At 52.5% G+C, this 19,695-nt stretch carries 20 protein-coding genes; 12 read left to right on the plus strand and 8 right to left on the minus strand.

Going from position 1 to position 19,695, the window contains the following annotated elements; translation table 11 throughout:
• Positions 1-186 precede the first annotated feature (186 nt).
• The 5 genes from cysB (at position 187) to acnA (ending at position 4,891) form a co-directional block, all read left to right on the plus strand.
• Positions 187-1,161 carry an HTH-type transcriptional regulator CysB gene (gene cysB / locus QE396_RS04700; RefSeq protein ID WP_014170373.1) on the plus strand — a complete coding sequence of 325 codons (975 nt, stop codon included), beginning with the start codon at positions 187-189 and terminating at the stop codon, positions 1,159-1,161.
• 338 nt (positions 1,162-1,499) lie between these two features.
• Positions 1,500-1,640 carry a YmiA family putative membrane protein gene (locus QE396_RS04705; protein ID WP_214579162.1) on the plus strand — a complete coding sequence of 47 codons (141 nt, stop codon included), beginning with the start codon at positions 1,500-1,502 and terminating at the stop codon, positions 1,638-1,640.
• A gap of 2 nt (positions 1,641-1,642) precedes the next feature.
• Positions 1,643-1,813: a hypothetical protein gene (locus QE396_RS04710; RefSeq protein WP_032669764.1), complete on the plus strand. Its 171-nt coding sequence runs from the start codon at positions 1,643-1,645 to the stop codon at positions 1,811-1,813.
• A 140-nt stretch (positions 1,814-1,953) separates the two neighbouring features.
• Positions 1,954-2,052 (plus strand): small membrane protein YmiC, encoded by a 99-nt coding sequence (ymiC, locus tag QE396_RS04715; RefSeq protein WP_032669830.1) that lies wholly within the window; start codon positions 1,954-1,956, stop codon positions 2,050-2,052.
• A gap of 163 nt (positions 2,053-2,215) precedes the next feature.
• The gene (gene acnA / locus QE396_RS04720; protein WP_020882441.1) at positions 2,216-4,891 is read left to right on the plus strand and encodes an aconitate hydratase AcnA; all 2,676 of its coding nucleotides are present in this window, start codon (positions 2,216-2,218) and stop codon (positions 4,889-4,891) included.
• A gap of 44 nt (positions 4,892-4,935) precedes the next feature.
• Here the strand turns inward: acnA and ribA are convergent, their stop codons facing one another.
• Positions 4,936-5,526 (minus strand): GTP cyclohydrolase II, encoded by a 591-nt coding sequence (gene ribA / locus QE396_RS04725; RefSeq protein WP_003856813.1) that lies wholly within the window; start codon positions 5,524-5,526, stop codon positions 4,936-4,938.
• A 197-nt stretch (positions 5,527-5,723) separates the two neighbouring features.
• Between ribA and pgpB the strand changes: the two genes are divergently transcribed.
• The 5 genes from pgpB (at position 5,724) to yciH (ending at position 9,373) form a co-directional block, all read left to right on the plus strand.
• Entirely contained in the window at positions 5,724-6,491 is a 768-nt protein-coding gene (pgpB, locus tag QE396_RS04730; RefSeq protein ID WP_020882442.1) for a phosphatidylglycerophosphatase B, read from the plus strand.
• Between the two features lie 148 nt (positions 6,492-6,639).
• Positions 6,640-6,948: a LapA family protein gene (locus QE396_RS04735; protein ID WP_013096374.1), complete on the plus strand. Its 309-nt coding sequence runs from the start codon at positions 6,640-6,642 to the stop codon at positions 6,946-6,948.
• Positions 6,949-6,954: 6 nt separating this feature from the next.
• Positions 6,955-8,124, plus strand: coding sequence for a lipopolysaccharide assembly protein LapB (lapB, locus tag QE396_RS04740; protein WP_014170367.1), 1,170 nt, complete (start codon positions 6,955-6,957; stop codon positions 8,122-8,124).
• A 185-nt stretch (positions 8,125-8,309) separates the two neighbouring features.
• A complete protein-coding gene (pyrF, locus tag QE396_RS04745) occupies positions 8,310-9,047 on the plus strand; it encodes an orotidine-5'-phosphate decarboxylase (protein ID WP_020882443.1) in 738 nt (245 codons plus the stop codon).
• Positions 9,047-9,373, plus strand: coding sequence for a stress response translation initiation inhibitor YciH (gene yciH / locus QE396_RS04750; RefSeq protein WP_014170365.1), 327 nt, complete (start codon positions 9,047-9,049; stop codon positions 9,371-9,373). The genes pyrF and yciH overlap by 1 nt, the downstream gene beginning before the upstream one ends.
• 104 nt (positions 9,374-9,477) lie before the next feature.
• On the opposite strand, the gene osmB is transcribed toward yciH, so the two are convergent.
• The 3 genes from osmB to QE396_RS04765 all read right to left on the minus strand — a co-directional run bounded on the left by osmB (position 9,478) and on the right by QE396_RS04765 (position 10,938).
• Complete coding sequence (osmB, locus tag QE396_RS04755; RefSeq protein ID WP_008501216.1) at positions 9,478-9,696, minus strand: osmotically-inducible lipoprotein OsmB; 219 nt, start codon at positions 9,694-9,696, stop codon at positions 9,478-9,480.
• Between the two features lie 263 nt (positions 9,697-9,959).
• Positions 9,960-10,712, minus strand: coding sequence for a DNA-binding transcriptional regulator YciT (locus tag QE396_RS04760; protein WP_020882444.1), 753 nt, complete (start codon positions 10,710-10,712; stop codon positions 9,960-9,962).
• 43 nt (positions 10,713-10,755) lie between these two features.
• Positions 10,756-10,938: a hypothetical protein gene (locus QE396_RS04765; protein WP_025204000.1), complete on the minus strand. Its 183-nt coding sequence runs from the start codon at positions 10,936-10,938 to the stop codon at positions 10,756-10,758.
• Positions 10,939-11,130: 192 nt separating this feature from the next.
• Here QE396_RS04765 and QE396_RS04770 point away from each other — a divergent pair, with 192 nt between their 5' ends.
• Positions 11,131-11,997, plus strand: coding sequence for a crotonase/enoyl-CoA hydratase family protein (locus tag QE396_RS04770; RefSeq protein ID WP_014170362.1), 867 nt, complete (start codon positions 11,131-11,133; stop codon positions 11,995-11,997).
• Here the strand turns inward: QE396_RS04770 and pdeR are convergent.
• From pdeR to fabI, 4 genes are all read right to left on the minus strand, one after another.
• The gene (gene pdeR / locus QE396_RS04775; protein ID WP_020882445.1) at positions 11,994-13,985 is read right to left on the minus strand and encodes a cyclic di-GMP phosphodiesterase; all 1,992 of its coding nucleotides are present in this window, start codon (positions 13,983-13,985) and stop codon (positions 11,994-11,996) included. The genes QE396_RS04770 and pdeR overlap by 4 nt on opposite strands.
• 324 nt (positions 13,986-14,309) lie before the next feature.
• Positions 14,310-16,244 carry an exoribonuclease II gene (locus tag QE396_RS04780; protein WP_020882446.1) on the minus strand — a complete coding sequence of 645 codons (1,935 nt, stop codon included), beginning with the start codon at positions 16,242-16,244 and terminating at the stop codon, positions 14,310-14,312.
• Between the two features lie 88 nt (positions 16,245-16,332).
• Positions 16,333-17,319: a CMD domain-containing protein gene (locus QE396_RS04785; RefSeq protein WP_014170359.1), complete on the minus strand. Its 987-nt coding sequence runs from the start codon at positions 17,317-17,319 to the stop codon at positions 16,333-16,335.
• A 156-nt stretch (positions 17,320-17,475) separates the two neighbouring features.
• A complete protein-coding gene (fabI, locus tag QE396_RS04790) occupies positions 17,476-18,264 on the minus strand; it encodes an enoyl-ACP reductase FabI (RefSeq protein ID WP_020882447.1) in 789 nt (262 codons plus the stop codon).
• A 317-nt stretch (positions 18,265-18,581) separates the two neighbouring features.
• On the opposite strand from fabI, the gene QE396_RS04795 reads away from it, so the two are divergent.
• Positions 18,582-19,475 carry a helix-turn-helix domain-containing protein gene (locus QE396_RS04795; protein ID WP_020882448.1) on the plus strand — a complete coding sequence of 298 codons (894 nt, stop codon included), beginning with the start codon at positions 18,582-18,584 and terminating at the stop codon, positions 19,473-19,475.
• Positions 19,476-19,695: the final 220 nt, after the last annotated feature.

The raw sequence follows: 19,695 nt of genomic DNA on the forward strand, positions 1-19,695 counted from the left end.
CTTCCCTTACCGTAACTTACCTGTAAAAGGGCCGGACTTCCGGCCCTTTTTTATTACCTTGTTATTATTTTTTGTTCCGTACTATACAGTCAGGCTATAAATGATATAGTGGTTATAGTTAACCCTTTTCTTATTATCAAATCGTCTTAAGCGATTGACCGCGTGCGCTAAATCGGATGGTCTGGCATGAAATTACAGCAGCTTCGTTATATCGTTGAGGTGGTGAATCACAACCTCAACGTCTCTTCTACCGCTGAGGGGTTATATACCTCGCAACCGGGCATCAGCAAACAGGTTCGTATGCTGGAGGACGAATTAGGTATCCAGATTTTCGCTCGCAGCGGTAAGCACCTCACACAGGTGACACCCGCCGGGCAGGAAATCATTCGTATTGCCCGGGAAGTCCTCTCCAAAGTTGACGCTATTAAGTCCGTGGCGGGTGAACATACCTGGCCGGATAAAGGCTCGCTTTATATTGCCACAACGCATACTCAGGCGCGTTATGCGCTGCCAGGCGTTATTAAGGGCTTTATAGAACGTTATCCGCGCGTCTCTTTGCATATGCATCAGGGCTCGCCCACGCAAATCGCTGAAGCGGTTTCAAAGGGCAACGCGGACTTTGCCATCGCGACAGAAGCGCTTCACCTGTATGACGATCTGGTTATGCTACCGTGCTACCACTGGAACCGTTCTATCGTAGTGACCCCGGATCATCCGCTGGCGGGGAAAGGGGCGGTGACTATTGAAGAGCTGGCGCAATATCCTTTAGTGACATACACCTTCGGCTTCACCGGACGTTCTGAGCTTGATACGGCCTTTAACCGGGCGGGATTAACGCCGCGCATTGTCTTTACCGCCACGGATGCTGATGTCATTAAAACCTATGTGCGGCTTGGCCTGGGCGTTGGGGTGATTGCCAGCATGGCCGTCGACCCGGTTTCAGACCCGGATTTGGTTCGTCTTGATGCGCACGATATTTTCAGCCACAGCACGACCAAAATTGGTTTCCGTCGCAGCACCTTCCTGCGCAGCTATATGTATGATTTTATTCAACGCTTTGCCCCGCATTTAACGCGTGACGTGGTCGATACGGCGGTTGCATTACGCTCAAATGAAGATATTGAAGAGATGTTTAAAGACATCAAACTTCCGGCAAAATAATCACTCCCGGTATCTTTCCCTCACGGAAAGATACCGAATTAACTCCTCAAAGCTAAATCATAATTATCATCATCTACATTTTCCCTGCCATATAATGTCATTACCCATTTAATCTGTATGGTTTTAATGTCGTGAATTGGCGACAAAAGTAGAAAGTAATTTACGGCTACGCAAATATTTCTTTTCAATTATTTATTTCTGGTCAAAAGATTGAATATTTCCCACCAATTGATGCGTAAATTCACTGGCTTTTCGGCTAAAGTTTCTTTAGGATTTATCTCAACAGATGATTAATTGTACCAATTGTTTGGTCCTAAATGATAAGCGATATCGATTGTATGAGGTTAGCAATGCCTTCAGGAAGTGAAGAACCGCAAAGGGATCCTGCGCTCAAGCGTAAAGCCTGGCTGGCGGTCTTTCTCGTCTCCGCCCTGTTTTGGGTAGTGGTTGCTCTCCTTGCCTGGAAATATTGGGGTTGAATATGGCAGTGACGGTACGTACAGAAACGGTAAAACAGATGTGTCAGCATCGTGACAGTGGTCACAAAGGACGCAAAGCACCTGCGACCGTTGTCCCCGCGTCCTGGAAACTGACGCCACAGCAGCAAGCCTTTATTGATGTGTTCGCAGAAGACGAACCCAAAAAACAATAATTTAGTTAATTGCGTAATGATGCAAATAGTCTGAATAAAGACTCTGCACCTTTGTACTCTTTAATAAATACACATCAGCAATATAGAACTGAGGGCAAACCTCGGAGCCTTTTTAAAAATAATGCCTGGTGTACCCTATGATGAATAACATGATGTCTCACAAATACTGGTCATGGCTCGGCGTTTTTTCTGTGTCGATCCTGTTCTGGTCTCAGCTCATCTGGCTGGCCTTCCTGTAAATCCAAAACCTCGCTGCGGCGGGGTTTTTTGTTTTCGCACTTCACTGGACCATTCCTAAATTTATCAATTCGGGTTGTTATCAAAACGTTACGACATCTTTGTGTTATCTTTAATTACAGCCCTGATGATTGTCAGGACATCTCTGTAATTAAGGAGGAGCTTATGTCGTTAACCCTACGCGAAGCCAGTAAGGACACATTACAGGCAGAAAACAAAACCTGGCATTACTATAGCCTGCCACTGGCTGCCAGAACGCTTGGGGACATTTCGCGTTTACCCAAGTCCTTGAAAGTTTTGCTGGAAAACCTCTTACGCTGGCAGGATGGCGATTCCGTCACCCTCGAGGATATCCAGGCGCTGGCGGGGTGGCTGAAGAGTGCCCATGCCGACAGAGAAATAGCCTATCGCCCGGCGAGGGTCCTGATGCAGGACTTTACCGGTGTTCCCGCCGTGGTTGATTTAGCCGCCATGCGCGAAGCCGTTAAGCGCCTCGGTGGCGATACGGCAAAAGTGAATCCGCTTTCTCCCGTTGACCTCGTGATTGACCACTCCGTGACCGTTGACCACTTCGGTGATGATGATGCTTTTGGCGAAAACGTACGTCTGGAGATGGAACGTAACCACGAGCGCTATGTCTTCCTGAAATGGGGGCAACAGGCGTTCAGCCGCTTTAGCGTGGTTCCGCCTGGAACCGGTATTTGCCATCAGGTTAACCTCGAATATCTGGGCAAAGCCGTCTGGAGTGAATTGCAGGATAAAGAGTGGGTGGCTTATCCGGATACGCTGGTCGGGACGGATTCACATACCACCATGATTAACGGCCTCGGTGTGCTGGGGTGGGGCGTCGGGGGTATTGAAGCGGAAGCGGCTATGCTTGGTCAGCCGGTGTCGATGCTCATTCCTGATGTGGTGGGCTTCAAACTCACCGGTAAGCTGTCGGAAGGCATTACCGCCACCGACCTGGTGTTGACCGTCACCCAGATGCTGCGTAAGCATGGCGTGGTGGGTAAATTTGTTGAATTCTACGGTGACGGGCTGGATTCGCTGCCGCTGGCCGATCGCGCCACGATCGCCAATATGGCGCCGGAATATGGCGCGACCTGTGGCTTCTTCCCCATCGATGACGTCACGCTGGAATATATGCGCCTGAGTGGTCGCAGTGAAGAGCAGGTCGCGCTGGTCGAGGCCTACACTAAAGCGCAGGGGATGTGGCGAAACCCGGGTGATGAGCCGGTATTTACCAGCACGCTTGAGCTGGATATGGGAAGCGTCGAGGCGAGCCTTGCCGGGCCAAAACGCCCGCAGGATCGGGTCGCGTTACCGGACGTGCCGAAAGCTTTTGCCGCCAGCAATGAACTGGAAGTCAATGTCGCGAAAAAAGATCACCGTCCAATAGACTATGTCCTGAACGGACATCAGTATCAACTTCCGGATGGCGCGGTGGTTATTGCCGCTATCACCTCCTGTACCAACACCTCGAACCCAAGCGTTTTGATGGCCGCGGGACTGTTGGCCAAAAAAGCCGTTGAGCTTGGCCTGAAACCGCAGCCGTGGGTTAAGGCTTCGTTGGCCCCGGGCTCTAAAGTGGTTTCAGATTACCTGGCGCAGGCAAAACTCACCCCGTACCTTGACGAGCTGGGCTTTAACCTCGTGGGTTACGGATGTACTACCTGTATCGGTAACTCCGGTCCGCTGCCTGAGCCGATTGAAACGGCGATCAAGCAGGGCGATCTTACCGTGGGTGCGGTTCTTTCCGGTAACCGCAACTTTGAAGGGCGTATTCATCCGCTGGTGAAAACCAACTGGCTGGCCTCGCCGCCGCTGGTTGTGGCTTACGCGCTGGCGGGAAACATGAATATCAATCTCACGACAGACCCGATTGGTCACGATCGCAAGAACGAGCCTGTTTACCTGAAAGATATCTGGCCGTCTTCACGCGACATCGCGCGAGCCGTTGAAAAGGTCTCAACCGAAATGTTCCGCAAAGAATATGCGGAAGTGTTTGAAGGCACGCCGGAATGGAAAACAATTAACGTCGTGGGCTCGGATACCTATGGCTGGCAGGATGATTCGACCTATATTCGTCTGTCACCGTTCTTTGATGACATGCTGGCTGAACCTTCTCCGCTTAAAGATATCCACGGGGCGCGTATTCTGGCGATGCTGGGCGATTCCGTTACCACGGACCACATCTCGCCGGCGGGCAGTATCAAAGCCGACAGCCCGGCAGGCCGCTATCTGCAAAGCCGTGGGGTGGAACGCCGGGACTTCAACTCCTACGGATCGCGTCGTGGTAACCACGAAGTGATGATGCGCGGGACGTTTGCCAACATCCGCATCCGCAACGAAATGGTTCCGGGCGTGGAAGGGGGCATGACGCGTCATTTACCTGGCACGGAAGTGGTTTCGATTTATGATGCCGCCGTTAAATACCAGCAGGAAGGCACGCCGCTGGCGGTGATTGCCGGTAAAGAGTACGGCTCCGGCTCCAGTCGAGACTGGGCAGCGAAAGGTCCGCGCCTGCTTGGGGTTCGCGTGGTCATTGCCGAATCTTTCGAGCGTATTCACCGTTCGAATCTTATCGGGATGGGGATCCTGCCGCTAGAGTTCCCGCAGGGCGTCACCCGTAAAACGCTGGGGCTGACCGGGGAAGAGCAGATTGATATTAGTGGTCTGCAAAACCTGCAGCCGGGTAAAACGGTTCCGGTGACGTTAACGCGAGCAGACGGTAAAACGGAAGTGCTTGAATGCCGGTGTCGCATTGATACGGCAACCGAGCTGACCTACTACCAGAACGACGGCATATTACATTACGTGATTCGTAAAATGCTGGATTGACGCAGCCAGCCCGGCTCGCGATGGCGATGCCGGGCATCTCGCGATCACTCGCTCAGGAGGTGACCCATTTTGGCGGCTTTGGTATCAAGATAGTGGGCATTTTTCGGGTTACGGCCGACAATCAGCGGAACACGTTCGACGATATTGATCCCCGCTTCGGTCAGGATTTCCACCTTTTTCGGGTTATTGGTCAGCAGACGGACTTCATCTACCCCAAGAAGCTTGAACATATCGGCGCACAGGGTAAAGTCGCGCTCATCGGCGGCGAACCCGAGCTGGTGGTTCGCTTCAACCGTATCGTATCCCTGATCCTGCAGCGCGTAGGCGCGGATTTTATTCAGCAGGCCAATATTACGACCTTCCTGACGGTGATAAAGCAGCACCCCACGACCTTCTTCAGCGATGTGAGAAAGGGCTGCTTCAAGCTGGAAACCGCAATCACAGCGCAGGCTGAACAAGGCATCGCCAGTCAGACACTCCGAATGTACGCGAGAGAGTACCGGCGTCTGTCCTGAAATGTCACCGAACACCAGCGCGACATGATCCTGTCCGGTTGCCAGTTCTTCAAATCCCACCATCAGGAAATCGCCCCATGGGGTTGGCAGTTTGGCTTCTGCCACACGTTTAAGCTGCATGTGATTCTCCAGAGTAGGCTGACACGTTTCGTGCCTTTCGCCTGTTTGGCTTTCTGTATCTGTTCATTTTGCCACAAGCTCAGCACGTTCACCTAATGGGCGCCATGCTATATGGACGTTAAACGCACGATCCGACATATCCACCCAACAGATGAATTTCAGTTATGATTGTGGTGCTTAGCGAAAAAGGAGAAGACATGCTTTCAATCGCCAGACGTACGGCAGCAGGTGCGGCCATTCTACTTATTATGCCGCTGGCCGTATGGGTTTCAGGCTGGATGTGGCAGCCGGGTCAGAACGCCACATGGCTGAAAACATTATACTGGATAACGGAGACGGTCACCCAGCCGTGGGGAATTATCACGCATGTGATCCTTTGCGCCTGGTTTCTGTGGTGTTTGCGCTTTCGTCTGCGTGCGGCGCTGATGCTCTTTGCGATACTGGGTGGGGCGATCCTCATCGGTCAGGGCGTGAAGTCCTGGGTTAAAGATCATGTCCAGGAGCCGCGTCCTTTTGTCGTCTGGCTGGAAAAAGCGCACCATGTTCCGGTGGATGAGTTCTACAATTTAAAACGTAAAGATCGTGGTGCGCTGGTCAAAGAACAGCTTGCGGAACAGCAGGATATCCCGAAGTTCTTACGTAAACACTGGCAAAAAGAGACCGGGTTTGCTTTTCCTTCCGGCCATACCATGTTTGCCGCCAGCTGGGCGTTACTGGGAGTAGGGCTGCTTTGGCCACGGCGACGTACGGTCACGATCGCGATTTTACTGGTCTGGGCCACAGGGGTGATGGGCAGTCGTTTGCTGCTGGGGATGCACTGGCCGCGGGATTTGGTGGTGGCTACGCTGATCTCATGGCTGCTTGTGACGCTGGCAACATGGCTTGCTGAACGCATCTGCGGTCCGTTAACGCCACCGCCTGTCGAGGAAGAAGAGATCGCCGAAAGGGACCAAAGCGACGCCTGACGGTTGATATTCCGTGTTTTGCCCATAAATCCATGACTGGCGCGTCACTTTTTCCGTTTCGCGCCCGTCACTAAAATGGTAGTTTATAAGGCTGATTGCGGTGAGTTGAACACACTTTATTCGCTTGAACCACATAACGGGAAGTAATGTGAAATATTTACTCATTTTCTTACTGGTATTGGCGATTTTTGTCATTTCAGTCACATTGGGTGCACAAAACGATCAACAGGTGACGTTTAACTATCTGCTGGCGCAGGGCGAGTATCGTGTATCGAGCCTTCTGGCGGTTTTATTCGCCGCGGGCTTTGCGATTGGCTGGCTGGTATGCGGTCTTTTCTGGTTGAAAGTTCGTGTTTCACTTGCGCGCGCTGAACGTAAAATTAAACGACTCGAACATCAAATTGCGCCTGCGTCCGACATTCCGGAAAGCTCTGGTGTGCCGGTCGTCAAGGAATAATCGACTATGCTGGAGTTGTTGTTTCTGCTTTTGCCTGTAGCCGCAGCCTATGGCTGGTATATGGGCCGCAGAAGTGCGCAACAAACAAAACAGGATGAGGCTAACCGACTCTCCCGCGACTACGTTGCTGGGGTGAACTTCCTCCTGAGCAATCAACAGGACAAAGCAGTAGACCTGTTCCTCGATATGCTCAAAGAGGATACGGGCACCGTTGAAGCGCATCTCACCCTGGGAAACCTGTTCCGCTCGCGCGGCGAGGTTGACCGCGCCATTCGTATTCACCAGACCCTTATGGAAAGCGCCTCGTTGACCTACGATCAACGCCTGCTGGCGGTACAACAGCTGGGCCGTGATTACATGGCGGCGGGGCTGTACGACCGTGCAGAAGACATGTTCTCGCAGCTGGTGGATGAAACGGATTTCCGCGTCAGTGCCTTGCAGCAGCTGCTGCAGATTTATCAGGCCACCAGTGACTGGCAGAAAGCCATTGATACGGCCGAGCGTCTGGTGAAGCTGGGCAAAGATAAGCAGCGAGTTGAGATAGCCCACTTCTACTGTGAACTGGCCCTTCAGCAAATGGGCAACGACGACATGGACAAAGCCATGGCGTTGCTTAAAAAGGGTGCAGCCGCTGACCGTAACAGCGCGCGTATCTCCATCATGATGGGGCGCGTCTTTATGGCGAACGGCGACTATGCCAAAGCTGTAGAGAGCCTGTTGCGGGTTATTGACCAGGATAAAGAGCTGGTCAGTGAAACCCTCGACATGCTGCAAACCTGCTATCAACAACTGGATAAGCAGGATGAATGGGTGGCGTTCCTGCGTCGTTGCGTGGAAGAGAACACCGGCGCGACTGCCGAACTGATGCTCTCGGACGTGGTTGAGCAGTATGAGGGCAGTGATACCGCGCAGGTCTATATTACGCGTCAGCTGCAGCGTCATCCGACCATGCGGGTTTTCCATAAGCTGATGGACTACCACCTCAACGATGCAGAGGAAGGGCGCGCCAAAGAGAGCCTGATGGTACTGCGCGACATGGTAGGCGAGCAGGTACGAAGCAAACCGCGCTATCGTTGCCAGAAGTGTGGGTTTACGGCGTATACGCTGTACTGGCACTGTCCTTCATGCCGGGCATGGTCGACCATCAAGCCAATCCGAGGCCTTGATGGGCAGTAATTTTTAAAAACGATCTATTTTAGTTACAACATACTGATGGTTTTTCAGAACCCATCGAGTCCGTGCGGTTTGCCGGCCAGGCAGGAGAGTAAATCGATCCTGTCAATTTGCAGCGCTGGCAGGTAGAATGCTCGCCGTTTATCTGTTCCGCGCCGCTGCGCGCCCATAGACGAAAAGGGCTGGTCATGACGTCTGTTACTTCCTCCGCTTCCCGCGTAATTACTGATTCTCCTGTTGTTGTTGCGCTTGATTACAATAAACGTGACGCGGCACTGGCCTTTGTCGACGGTATAGACCCTCGCGACTGCCGTCTGAAAGTTGGCAAAGAGATGTTCACGCTGTTTGGACCGCAAATCGTACGCGACCTGCAACAGCGCGGTTTTGACGTTTTCCTCGACCTTAAATTCCACGATATTCCGAATACCACCGCGCACGCCGTGGCTGCTGCTGCAGAACTGGGGGTGTGGATGGTCAATGTGCATGCATCGGGTGGGGCAAGAATGATGACCGCAGCCCGTGAAGCGCTCCTGCCGTTCGGCAGCGACGCACCGTTGCTGATTGCGGTTACCGTGCTGACCAGTATGGATGAGAGTGATTTACGCGATCTCGGCGTGACGTTGTCACCTGCCGAGCATGCAGAGCGTCTCGCGCGCCTGACGCAAAATTGCGGGCTTGATGGTGTCGTCTGTTCCGCGCAGGAAGCCGTGCGTTTCAAATCAGAACTGGGCCAGGCTTTCAAACTTGTTACCCCAGGTATTCGCCCGGCCGGCAGCGAGGCCGGCGATCAGCGTCGCATTATGACGCCTGAACAGGCGCTGGCGGCAGGGGTAGACTATATGGTCATTGGGCGTCCTGTGACGCAGTCTGCTAACCCGTCAGAGACGCTCAAAGCGATTAATGCATCACTGAAAAAGGGGGCATAATGACTGATTCAAACAGTCGTCTGGTCTATTCAACAGAAAGTGGGCGCATAGACGAACCAAAAGCAAAAGCCGAGCGCCCGAAGGGGGACGGTATTGTTCGTATCCAGCGTCAAACCAGTGGACGCAAAGGTAAGGGCGTATGCCTTATCTCCGGCATTGATCTTGACGACGCGGAACTGGTTAAGCTGGCCGCCGATCTGAAAAAGAAATGTGGTTGCGGTGGTGCCGTGAAAGACGGCATTATCGAAATCCAGGGCGATAAACGTGATTTAATTAAATCCCTGCTCGAAGCCAAAGGCATGAAAGTGAAACTGGCGGGCGGCTAAAATAGATGAGCCACGGCATTTGCTGTGGCTCTTTTTTTTACGTGCGTAAGTCAGACCTGAAATGCGTTCTAATATCGCAGTACCGGTGGAGGCTTATTTAATAATTATTTGCCGACCTGGTGACCGATAATACCACCGACAGCAGCGCCACCTAATGTACCCAGCGTACTACCATCTGTTAATACCGCACCGCCCAGAGCACCAGCACCGGCACCAATTGCGGTGTTGCGGTCACGTTTAGACCAGTTAGAGCAAGCGCTCAGGGACATTGCTACAGTGATTGCCAGAACAGCGGCGGCTAATTTTTTGCTGGTTAAGGTCATAATACTTTCTCCTGAATTATCGATTCACGGAAAGAGCTACGCTTTAAGTATAGACGAATTGAATACTTAAAAACTGTTTTCCGTGAAAGCTGGTCGCGCAGGCGTTACGTAATCACGCAGGTGATAGTCACTTCCTGTTATATCGCTAACATTAATTTTACGACTTTAAGGCGGGTTAAACAGGTAAAAACTCTTAAAGGAGGGTTAGGAATCATCTCAGACAGTAGGGACATAGGCGCCCGACATTCGGGCGCTTAAAGGACTCAGGACGACTTTTTAATAATATTGACGATAAGACCGTCATCTTCCAGTTTAATACGATGCTCATCGCTCAAACGTTCGTCGGTAATTACGCGGCTAAAGCGAGAGACTGGCCCCATGGTATAAGGGTGAACGGCGCCAAATTTTGAGCTATCAGTCAGCACAATGGCCTCACACTCTTTTTCCAGCACCGCATTCACCACGTCCGAACGCATCATATCGCGGCCGGTGAAGCCCGTTTCTGGCTGCCAGCCATCAATACCAATAAAGGCCTTACTGAAATGGACCTGCTGAACATACTGGCGGGTCAGGGGGCCAACCATGCTTTCGCTTTTTTTCTGGTAAATGCCGCCCAGCAGGATCACCTCGCAGCGGGTCTCTTTGAGCAGGTGCGCGATATAGCTACTGACCGTGATGATAGTAACGTCTTTCTGTTCGGCAAGCGTGCGCGCCAGTAAGGCATTGCTACTGCCGTTTTCGATAAACACCGTCTCGCCATTGTTGACTAAAGACGCGGCAAACTCCGCCAGTTCACGCTTCAGGGCGTAGTTGTTCATCATGCGCGTCTCAACATCCTCGCTATCGAGCGGGACCGCATACCCATGCGCACGACGCAGGTAGCTCTGTTTCTCCAGCAGGTTAAGATCCTGGCGGATGGTGACTTCTGAAACGCCGGTGGTTTTAGCGAGATCGACTACGCTGACGCGTCCCTGGTCAATGACCATCTGCAAAATGATTTGTTGTCGGGAATTCATAGCATCCAATTAATAAAGCGAAACAGGTTCGGAAACAGCAGGATCAAACTTCCCACGGCGCTTTTGGCTGTCCGTTCTCAGGCGCGTTTTCAGCACCCTTCTGAGCAAGAAGTTCAGACTTCAGGATCTCCAGATTACGGATCGCCGAGTGATAATCGCCTGCCACCAGGATATCCAGCACGGTATCAATACGTTGTGCTACAGCTTGTGCATCAATAGTAGACATAATCTCACCCCAGGTGCGAAAAGGTAATATTTTCAATGATGCAGAAAATGGGATCAAAAGAGAAGGGAAAAAATGCAATAACTAAATCACATAAATGAAAGTGATAAATTTATTCCCCCACATGCTGCGGGCTTAATGAGTGGATTAGTCTAAAACTGCGCGCAAGGCGCTTTTTCTGTGAGGAATTAGACTATGACAGTTATCAACCAGCCTACCTGCACCCTGTTTACCGATACTGAACGTTTCACACAGTTGTCAGCCTACTACGAGGAAGAGCGGCACACCATCTGGATGATGCTGCGGGCGCAACCTCGTCCTTGTTTTAATCATGCGTTAATTGAGGAGATCATGAACCTCTCCTGGCTGGTTCGCCAGTCCGGGTATCTGGTCGATTTTTGGGTAACCGGGTCACTGGTTCCTGAAATGTATAATGCGGGAGGCGATTTACAGTTCTTCGTAGAGTGCATTCAAAATGGACGGCGTGAAGCGTTACGCGCGTATGCACGTGCCTGCGTCGACTGTGTCCACGCAGCGTCGCGGGGGTTTGATACGGGCGCGGTCTCTCTGGCGATGGTTGAAGGCAGTGCGCTAGGCGGTGGGTTTGAGGCTGCGCTGGCACACCATTTTGTTCTCTCTCAGCGCGATGCCCGTCTGGGCTTCCCGGAAATTGCCTTCAACCTGTTCCCGGGCATGGGGGCATATTCGCTGGTCGCACGTCGGGCAGGGATGAAACTGGCGGAAGAACTCATCTACAAGGGGGAGTCGCATACGGCAGAATGGTACGAACAACATGGATTGGTCGATGTGCTGTTTGAGCCCGGGCAGAGCTACGTCTCCGTCAGAACCTTCATCGACACGCTGCGGCCGAAGCTGAACGGGGTAAGGGCGATGTTGCGCGCCCGAACCCGGGTACTGCAACTGCCGCGCAGTGAACTGATGGATATCACGGAAGACTGGGTTGATGCGGCGTTTTGCCTCGAGCCAAAAGATATCGCTTATATGGAGCGTCTGGTGATGCTGCAAAACCGCCATCATGGGGCGTTACGCAAAGCCAGTTAACGTTGTTTTCGCGACTGATATCGCTTTAGCCATCGCTCGAATGCGGCAGCGGGCATCGGCTTAGCGAAGAGAAAGCCCTGCCGTTCGTTGACGCCGTTCTTGGTCAGAAAGGCGTCTTCTTTCGCGCTCTCGACCCCTTCAGCAATGACCTGCAGGTTTAATGCCTGTGCCACCGCGACGATGGCCCGCACCAGAGACTGGGAGATCGATTGTTTATGAATATCCCTGACGAAGGATTGATCGAGTTTAATGGCGTCGATAGGGAACCGCGCCAGCTGCGACAGAGACGAGTAGCCGGTGCCGAAATCATCAAGATGAATTTGCGCGCCAAGTTTGCTGAACTGCTGGATCACAGAGAGCGCCAGCTCTTCGTTTTCGATAAGGCAGCTTTCCGTGAGTTCAACGTCGATAGGGCAGTATTCAAAATCCAGATCCTTCAGCGCCTGCTTTAAATCGCTGAAAATGGTCTGGTCGGCCAGCTGACGTGCAGAGACGTTGACCGCCACGCGCAGGTTAATCCCCTTGTCGCGCCATTTAGCCACCTGGCGCACCACATCAAGCATCACCCAGCGGCCCAGCGGGACAATCAATCCCGACTCCTCGGCATAAGAGATAAACTCCAGTGGCGGGATCAAGCCGCGCTCCGGCGACTGCCAGCGCACCAGCGCTTCCAGACTTCGGATTTCACCCCGCCAGGTAATTTTAGGCTGGTAGTGAATCAGAAGCTGATCGTTATCCAGCGCTTTACGCAGGTTGGTATCCAGCCAGAGATATTCAAATACGCGCTGGTTCATCTCGGGTGAGAAGACGCAGAACTTGCCCCGGCCATTCTCTTTCGCCGTGTACATGGCGGTATCGGCATTACGGATGACGCTTTCCCTGTCGTTACCGTGCTGCGGGGCGAGGGCGATACCGAGCGAGCAACCGGTGTAAATTTCTATCAGGCCGATTCTGAACGGCTGGCGCAGACGGGTTAAGATCCGCGACGCCATGGCTTCCAGAGCGCCCTGAGAGGTATCTGTGGCCATGACAATAAACTCATCACCGCCGAGTCGCGCCAGCACCTGACCGTCATCCAGACAGCTCAGAATGGCCAGAGCGACAGCCTGCAACAGCTGGTCGCCAAACATATGCCCGTAGGCATCGTTGACCTTTTTAAAGTTATCCAGGTCGAGATACACCACGCCTACCTGCGTTTCACCGCGGCTGGAGATGGCATCTGAAATCAGTTCGTGGATCGCGTTACGGTTTGGCAAACCGGTAATGGTGTCGGTATTGGCCAGCACGCGCAGACGCTCCTGGGCGCGGCGCTCCTCGGTAATGTCGGTGCCGGAACAGATAAGGAAAATTTCATTTTTGCCGCTGCCGCTATGAACAAACTTGTTTCTGAACAAAAACAGCCGTTGCCCTTTACGCGTTTTGATCCAGCGTTCGACCTCGTAGGAGCTGCCGTTGCGAAAAAAACCGGTGATATTGCGCTTTGAAGCTGCCGCTTCGCTGCGGCTCATAAACAGCTTGAACACGTTCTGACCAATAACTTCTTGTTCTTTCAGACCGGTATATTCTTCACTCAGCCGGTTAAAACGCTGAATATTGCCGTTATGATCGAGAATAACGATGACGGAGTTGGCTTCAGAGACAACCTGTTCAGCAAAAGAGAGGCCCTGAGCCAGGTCACGAGCCACGGAGGGCGTATCGTTCCACGCTGACGCGGTGCCGGCCCATTCATTTCGGGTTATTTTGCGCCCCACAAGATGAACCGGGACATCTTCGCCGTACAACGAGAGCGTCATGGAGATGCTGGAGGTAATGACGGTTAACTGGCGGATAAGTTCGGCTTGTTCATCATCCAGCGCCACCACCTCAGTCACATCGGCATTTTCGCTGGCGGCAAGGTGCAGAGCATTGCTGTCAGCTGTCATTCGCCACCAGGGGCTATGCGTACCCATGTAACGAAACAGCAAATTCTGCTCCAGATCGTCCATCATGTTTTCTCCCGCAGCTGCTCATTAGCGCACGAATTATTCATTTGCCGTCGACTTTTCCGTTGTGAAACAGCGGCAATCCCAAAATGAACGTCGTGTTTTTTCCCGGTTTTCTTATAAAAAACGCGTCTGGCGAAAAAGGCTATTTATTGTATAAAAATTCACGTAACCGAATATAACGGCACTCTTTTACTGTAGATAATTATGGCGATTTTGGGCGGGAAGACGCTGAAAATAGTACGAAAAAATAATGATTTTGCGGCGGGGGTTCAAAAGAAAAATTGTCGGCGCTTTCCGAAGGGAAACGGCCGACAATTTAAGCGGTTATCAGGCGACCGGGCGCGCGATAACGCTGCGGGTTTCCATGCGAACTTCAGCGATGTTTACGTCAATCACGTCTGTGACTTTGTAAACTGTTTCACCTTTGATTTGCACAGTACCATTCTCCTGACTGCAGACCAGTTCGTCACGGACGGCATGCAGGAACGGGGCAGGGATAAAGGCGACGGCGCCGTTATCCACCAGGCGAACGCGCATACCGCCCCGGCTGATATCAATGATTTCTGCGGCGAAGCGAGTATCTGTACCCGCTTTATCCTGCAGGTAGCGTGCGTACAGCCAGTCTCCCACGTCACGTTCCGCCATACGGTTCAGGCGACGTCGTTCGGCCATCTGCAGGGTGGTGTCATTTTGCGGACGCGCAATGGACTCACCCTTAATGATCGCCTTCAGCAGACGGTGGTTGACCATGTCGCCATACTTACGAATAGGTGACGTCCAAGTCGCGTAGGCTTCCAGGCCGAGGCCAAAGTGTGGACCCGGCTCGGTGCTGATTTCAGCAAAGGACTGGAAACGACGGATGCGGCTGTCGAGGAAACCGGATGGCTGTGCATCCAGCTCGCGGCGCAGCTTACAGAAGCCCTGCAGCGTCAGCACTTCTTCAGGGTCAACGTGCACATCGTGGTTCTTCAGCAGGGCCGCCAGCGCTTCGGTATTGGCCGGATCAAAACCGGTGTGGACGTTGTAAATACCAAAGCCCAGCTTGTCACGCAGGACGCGAGCGGCACAAATGTTGGCAGAAATCATCGCTTCTTCAACAATGCGGTTCGCAATGCGACGCGGTTCGGCCACGATATTCAGCACTTCACCTTTTTCACCCAAGACAAAGCGATAGTCCGGACGATCCTTAAAGACCAGCGCATGGGTTTTACGCCACTCGCCGCGGTTCAGACAAATGCGGTGCAGCAGGCGGATCTGTGCGGCAATCGCGTCTGATTCCGGTTTCCAGGTGCCGGTATTCTCAAGCCAGTCGGAAACATTGTCGTAGGCCAGCTTGGCTTTCGATTCGATGGTTGCGGCAAAAAATTCAATATCGTCTTCGATCGCGCCATCGGCGGCGATGGTCATGCGGCAGGCAAGGACCGGACGCACTTCATTTGGACGCAGTGAGCAGAGGTCATCTGACAGTTCGCGCGGCAACATGGGGATGTTGAAGCCCGGCAGGTAGTTAGTGAACGATCGGACTTTTGCCATATCGTCCAGCTTGCTGCCTTCAACGATCCAGGCGGTGGGATCGGCAATGGCGACGGTCAAATGCAATTTGCCATCAGCGCTCTCTTCCGCATACAGCGCATCATCCATATCTTCTGTGCTGGCGCTGTCGATAGTGACAAACTCCAGGGCAGTGAGGTCGCGACGCGTCAGGCCTTCGTCCTGCATTTCAGTCGCTACGCCGTCTGGCGCTTCTTTCTCAAGATTATGGCGTGCAAGCGTCACCCACCATGGCACGAAATGGTCGTCGCCAAAGGTGATGAACTGGGTCAGTTCTGCATAAAAGCCACGATCGCCTTTCAGAGGATGACGGCGCATTTCTGCTACGGCCCAGTCACCTTCTTTGAAATCATGCTCAACACCACGGGCGGCGCGGCAAGGAATGGCATCTTTCAGCAGGGGATGATCCGGCACGATAGAAAGACGATCGTCTTTTCGCTGGACCTTGCCCACGAAGCGGGTTAGGAACGGTTCGATCAGTTCTTCCGGCTCGGCGGACTCACGTTCCTTTTCGGTATGAATGACGGCCGTAATGCGGTCGCCATGCATCACTTTCTTCATCTGCGGTGGCGGAATGAAGTAGCTTTTCTGCGCATCAACTTCAAGGAAGCCAAAGCCCTTTTCCGTGGCTTTTACGACCCCTTCTGCACGCGGCGTCTGGGAATGCAGTTGCTGTTTAAGCTGCGCTAGCAGCGGGTTGTCCTGAAACATAATGTTCTATTTTCGTAGCCATTGAGCGGCTGACAGTTTTACGCGATTCTCACTGTCACAGCAAGCGGTCTTTGGGTAATTAGTATGGTTATTCCCCTTTGCCAAACGCGACTTTCAGGCGTTCAAGCCAGCCATCCATCGCGCTCCGGGTGAGCAGTTTTATCGCCCGTACCGCAGGCAGTCCTTGTTCAGTGAGCGGGGTGAACTGTGCGGCACTGAAGCGGTCCGGAGAACGCGTCAACAAGTCGATTGCCGCCGAAAGCGCCGGCGAATCAAGAGAAATATCATCATGGCTGTTTACCAGGATCTCACCCGTCAGGTCGAGCAGGATGGGCTCATGGCTGAGTACCGGCGTCAGCGCTTCAAGGGCGGGTTCGGCCTGCCAGCGGGAAAGCGATTCAAGCTGATGCGCGCTGGCATAACGCAGTTCAACGACAGGTAAAAGCGCCACCCAGGACTCAGGAGCAGCTGGCAGCGTGTGCGGCTGAATATGATGGCCGGGCAGCCAGCGTACAGGATGCCCCAGCAGGGCCTGAAAGACGGCCACCACGCGTGCCTGAAAACCGATAAAGCCGATAATCTGATTAATAAGCACCATGTCGTAGGTTGTCAGGCCCACCTCATCAAGCTGCTGCTGTGCTTTATCATCGATGACATCAGGTGAGCTGGCGAGCTGACGGGCGTACTGGGTGATTTGTGCCAGGCGGCGGTTACTTTCGCGTGAGGAGTCAGGGCCGGGAAGCGGGGCGAGGAGGGCGGCATAGTGGTTACACAACCGTTGGACGCCACAGGCCTGCGCGACCGTTAATGCAGTACTCAATCTGTCGTAGGCGCTGAGCGTATGCAGCCGGTTAACGGAGATTGAGAGCGGAAACAACAGGTGGCATAAGGTTCTGGCAGGGGTGAGCCAGCCAGTACAGGCGGCGACAATCTCGTCAGGCAGGGCTAAATCGAGCAAAAAACGATCGTCGACGTTAGCGGCTTCGGGCACCAGAGGCAGAACATCCGTCTGCGCGTGGTTTGACTGGGTTTCGTGGTACCAGTGGCCTTTGCCGGAAAAACGGCGTTGTTCCATGGGCGTTCCTTGATCTCAAAATGGCGATCAATATCCTGGCGTAAGGCAGATGTGGGGAAAAATATTGTTAGGTGATAACAAATAGCTGAACGGAATAACGAAGGGGTCGGGCGGAGGAAGGAAAACTCTCTTCCCGTGAGGGAAGAGAGTCACAGCTTATTTAATTTCCAGCTCGTTCATTGCAGCGATGTTGAAGCCGCCGTCAACGTGAACCACTTCGCCGGAGATACCCGCGGAAAGGTCAGAGCACAGGAACGCTGCAGAGTTACCCACATCTTCAATGGTAACGGTACGACGAATCGGCGTAACCGCTTCGCAGTGCGCCAGCATTTTACGGAAATCTTTGATACCGGAAGCTGCCAGGGTACGGATTGGACCCGCAGAGATAGCGTTCACACGCACACCTTCTGGACCCATCGCGTTCGCCATGTAGCGGACGTTTGCTTCCAGAGACGCTTTAGCCAGACCCATAACGTTGTAGTTAGGGATAGCACGTTCTGCGCCCAGATAGGACAGGGTCAGCAGAGCTGCGCCTGGGTTCAGCATCGCACGGCAAGATTTAGCCATTGCCACGAAGCTGTAGGAGCTGATGTCGTGAGCGATTTTGAAGCCATCACGGGTTACCGCGTTCACGTAGTCGCCGTCCAGCTGATCGCCAGGAGCGAAGCCGATGGAGTGAACGAAACCGTCGAATTTCGGCCATGCTTTTGCCAGTTCAGCAAACATGCCATCGATGCTTTCGTCTTGTGCAACGTCGCATTCCAGAACAAGGCTGGAACCCAGCTGCGCGGCAAACTCTTCTACACGGCCTTTCAGCTTGTCGTTCTGGTAGGTGAACGCCAGCTCAGCGCCTTCGCGATGCATAGCCTGTGCGATGCCGTATGCGATGGACAGTTTGCTGGCAACGCCAGTTACCAGAATGCGCTTACCGGAAAGAAAACCCATAGATTTAATCCTTATATTCATTGCTTATTTTTTGCCTTGTAAATCATAGCATTACAGGCAACATTTCAAAGTCATTCGAAATTAGCTCGAAATTATATCCCACTCAGTGCCCCTTGTGTCACGCTATTTCTCGCTCAAAGCCCGTGACGTATGTCATGGAAGGGGGTGAGCGAACGCGTTATCACGCTGTTTCACAGGCATCCGTCCATTATATCACTGAGCGACCGGTTCGCCTCATCCAACCAGAGGCGGGCGTTTTTGCGCAAAATGATCCGTTCAGTGGATTTTACGTATTACAATCCAGTTAGAGTCAAAACATGAAAGAAATCATTAACAAACACGTTATAGACTGGGTTGAAGATAATATTTTATCTCTGGAGCATATCGATCGGCTGGTCGTAAAAACGGGTTACAGCAGAAGGACGCTCGAAATCTGGTTTAAACACCAATTCCACCAGTCGCTGGCTGAGTATATGCTCAGGAGACGAATGAGCTATGCCGCGTCTTTATTAAGGATGACGTCGCTGCCGATCACCGAAATCGCTCACATTTTTCAGTATCATAGTGGACAGGGTTTTGCCCGCGCGTTTAAGAAATTGACCGGGAAAACACCGTCTCAATATCGAAGCGATGAAATATGGGACTTCCAGCGTTACCATCCTTCACTGTTATTAGAAGGGCTCCGTAAACCTGACGTGAAGATTTGTCGGCTGGCGCGGACGTTTTCCTATAACGATACCCTGACGGAATATGATCATATTTTTAATCCTGCGATACAGGATGTGACCAAAAGACTGAGAAAACTTTTGCTTGATCATCGTGGGGAGGTAAAAGAAATCGCCATCAGGGGACGGCGTCCAGAAGGCCTGGATAAAAGCCGGGAAAACATGGCTGAAATCATAATTGATTATCTGTCACCGGATAATACGTCGCACCAAAAACAGGAATATCATTTTTCCGGTAAATATGCCGTTATGCGGTATGACGGTAGCTGGTGCGCCTACGGTAAGCTCAGCAAAAAGAACTATTTTTATAACCGCTATAGACACCAGAATCTCGCCGTTCCTGCCTCTCATGTGGCAGGCCAGACGGAGCTGGCAACGAGCCTTGCGCTTTCGGAATCGGTTTATCAGACGTTTCAGAACAATAAGCGGCTGTATGTAGACTTCAATAGCCACGGCGATGTGGTGAATGTCAGCACATGGCGCTAGCGTTGCCTCTGGCCTTGCCGGTAAGGGTGATCTCACTGGTGAGTAAAGCGCAGTAGGGAATATCCCGGTTCGGTACGACATCGACCGGGATAATCCACTTCAACAGACTGAGGTCGGTTAACTGAAGCATCTGAAAAGAGGGTGGCAAGCCTGCCCGGTTTGCCCCTCGATGTTAAGCAGAGAATGGTGTAAATCGCTCTGCCGTTTCACGTCTTTTATT

Source organism: Enterobacter sp. SORGH_AS_0287, from assembly GCF_031453695.1.
Taxonomy (GTDB): Bacteria; Pseudomonadota; Gammaproteobacteria; order Enterobacterales; family Enterobacteriaceae; genus Enterobacter; species Enterobacter ludwigii.

What these genes read in the sequence shown, in the direction of transcription:
- cysB (WP_014170373.1), top strand. Translation starts at nt 187, where the DNA reads ATGAAATTACAGCAGCTTCGTTATATCGTTGAGGTGGTGAATCACAAC.
- QE396_RS04705 (WP_214579162.1), top strand. Translation starts at nt 1,500, where the DNA reads ATGAGGTTAGCAATGCCTTCAGGAAGTGAAGAACCGCAAAGGGATCCT.
- QE396_RS04710 (WP_032669764.1), top strand. Translation starts at nt 1,643, where the DNA reads ATGGCAGTGACGGTACGTACAGAAACGGTAAAACAGATGTGTCAGCAT.
- ymiC (WP_032669830.1), top strand. Translation starts at nt 1,954, where the DNA reads ATGAATAACATGATGTCTCACAAATACTGGTCATGGCTCGGCGTTTTT.
- acnA (WP_020882441.1), top strand. Translation starts at nt 2,216, where the DNA reads ATGTCGTTAACCCTACGCGAAGCCAGTAAGGACACATTACAGGCAGAA.
- ribA (WP_003856813.1), bottom strand. Translation starts at nt 5,526, where the DNA reads ATGCAGCTTAAACGTGTGGCAGAAGCCAAACTGCCAACCCCATGGGGC.
- pgpB (WP_020882442.1), top strand. Translation starts at nt 5,724, where the DNA reads ATGCTTTCAATCGCCAGACGTACGGCAGCAGGTGCGGCCATTCTACTT.
- lapB (WP_014170367.1), top strand. Translation starts at nt 6,955, where the DNA reads ATGCTGGAGTTGTTGTTTCTGCTTTTGCCTGTAGCCGCAGCCTATGGC.
- pyrF (WP_020882443.1), top strand. Translation starts at nt 8,310, where the DNA reads ATGACGTCTGTTACTTCCTCCGCTTCCCGCGTAATTACTGATTCTCCT.
- yciH (WP_014170365.1), top strand. Translation starts at nt 9,047, where the DNA reads ATGACTGATTCAAACAGTCGTCTGGTCTATTCAACAGAAAGTGGGCGC.
- osmB (WP_008501216.1), bottom strand. Translation starts at nt 9,696, where the DNA reads ATGACCTTAACCAGCAAAAAATTAGCCGCCGCTGTTCTGGCAATCACT.
- QE396_RS04760 (WP_020882444.1), bottom strand. Translation starts at nt 10,712, where the DNA reads ATGAATTCCCGACAACAAATCATTTTGCAGATGGTCATTGACCAGGGA.
- QE396_RS04765 (WP_025204000.1), bottom strand. Translation starts at nt 10,938, where the DNA reads ATGTCTACTATTGATGCACAAGCTGTAGCACAACGTATTGATACCGTG.
- QE396_RS04770 (WP_014170362.1), top strand. Translation starts at nt 11,131, where the DNA reads ATGACAGTTATCAACCAGCCTACCTGCACCCTGTTTACCGATACTGAA.
- pdeR (WP_020882445.1), bottom strand. Translation starts at nt 13,985, where the DNA reads ATGATGGACGATCTGGAGCAGAATTTGCTGTTTCGTTACATGGGTACG.
- QE396_RS04780 (WP_020882446.1), bottom strand. Translation starts at nt 16,244, where the DNA reads ATGTTTCAGGACAACCCGCTGCTAGCGCAGCTTAAACAGCAACTGCAT.
- QE396_RS04785 (WP_014170359.1), bottom strand. Translation starts at nt 17,319, where the DNA reads ATGGAACAACGCCGTTTTTCCGGCAAAGGCCACTGGTACCACGAAACC.
- fabI (WP_020882447.1), bottom strand. Translation starts at nt 18,264, where the DNA reads ATGGGTTTTCTTTCCGGTAAGCGCATTCTGGTAACTGGCGTTGCCAGC.
- QE396_RS04795 (WP_020882448.1), top strand. Translation starts at nt 18,582, where the DNA reads ATGAAAGAAATCATTAACAAACACGTTATAGACTGGGTTGAAGATAAT.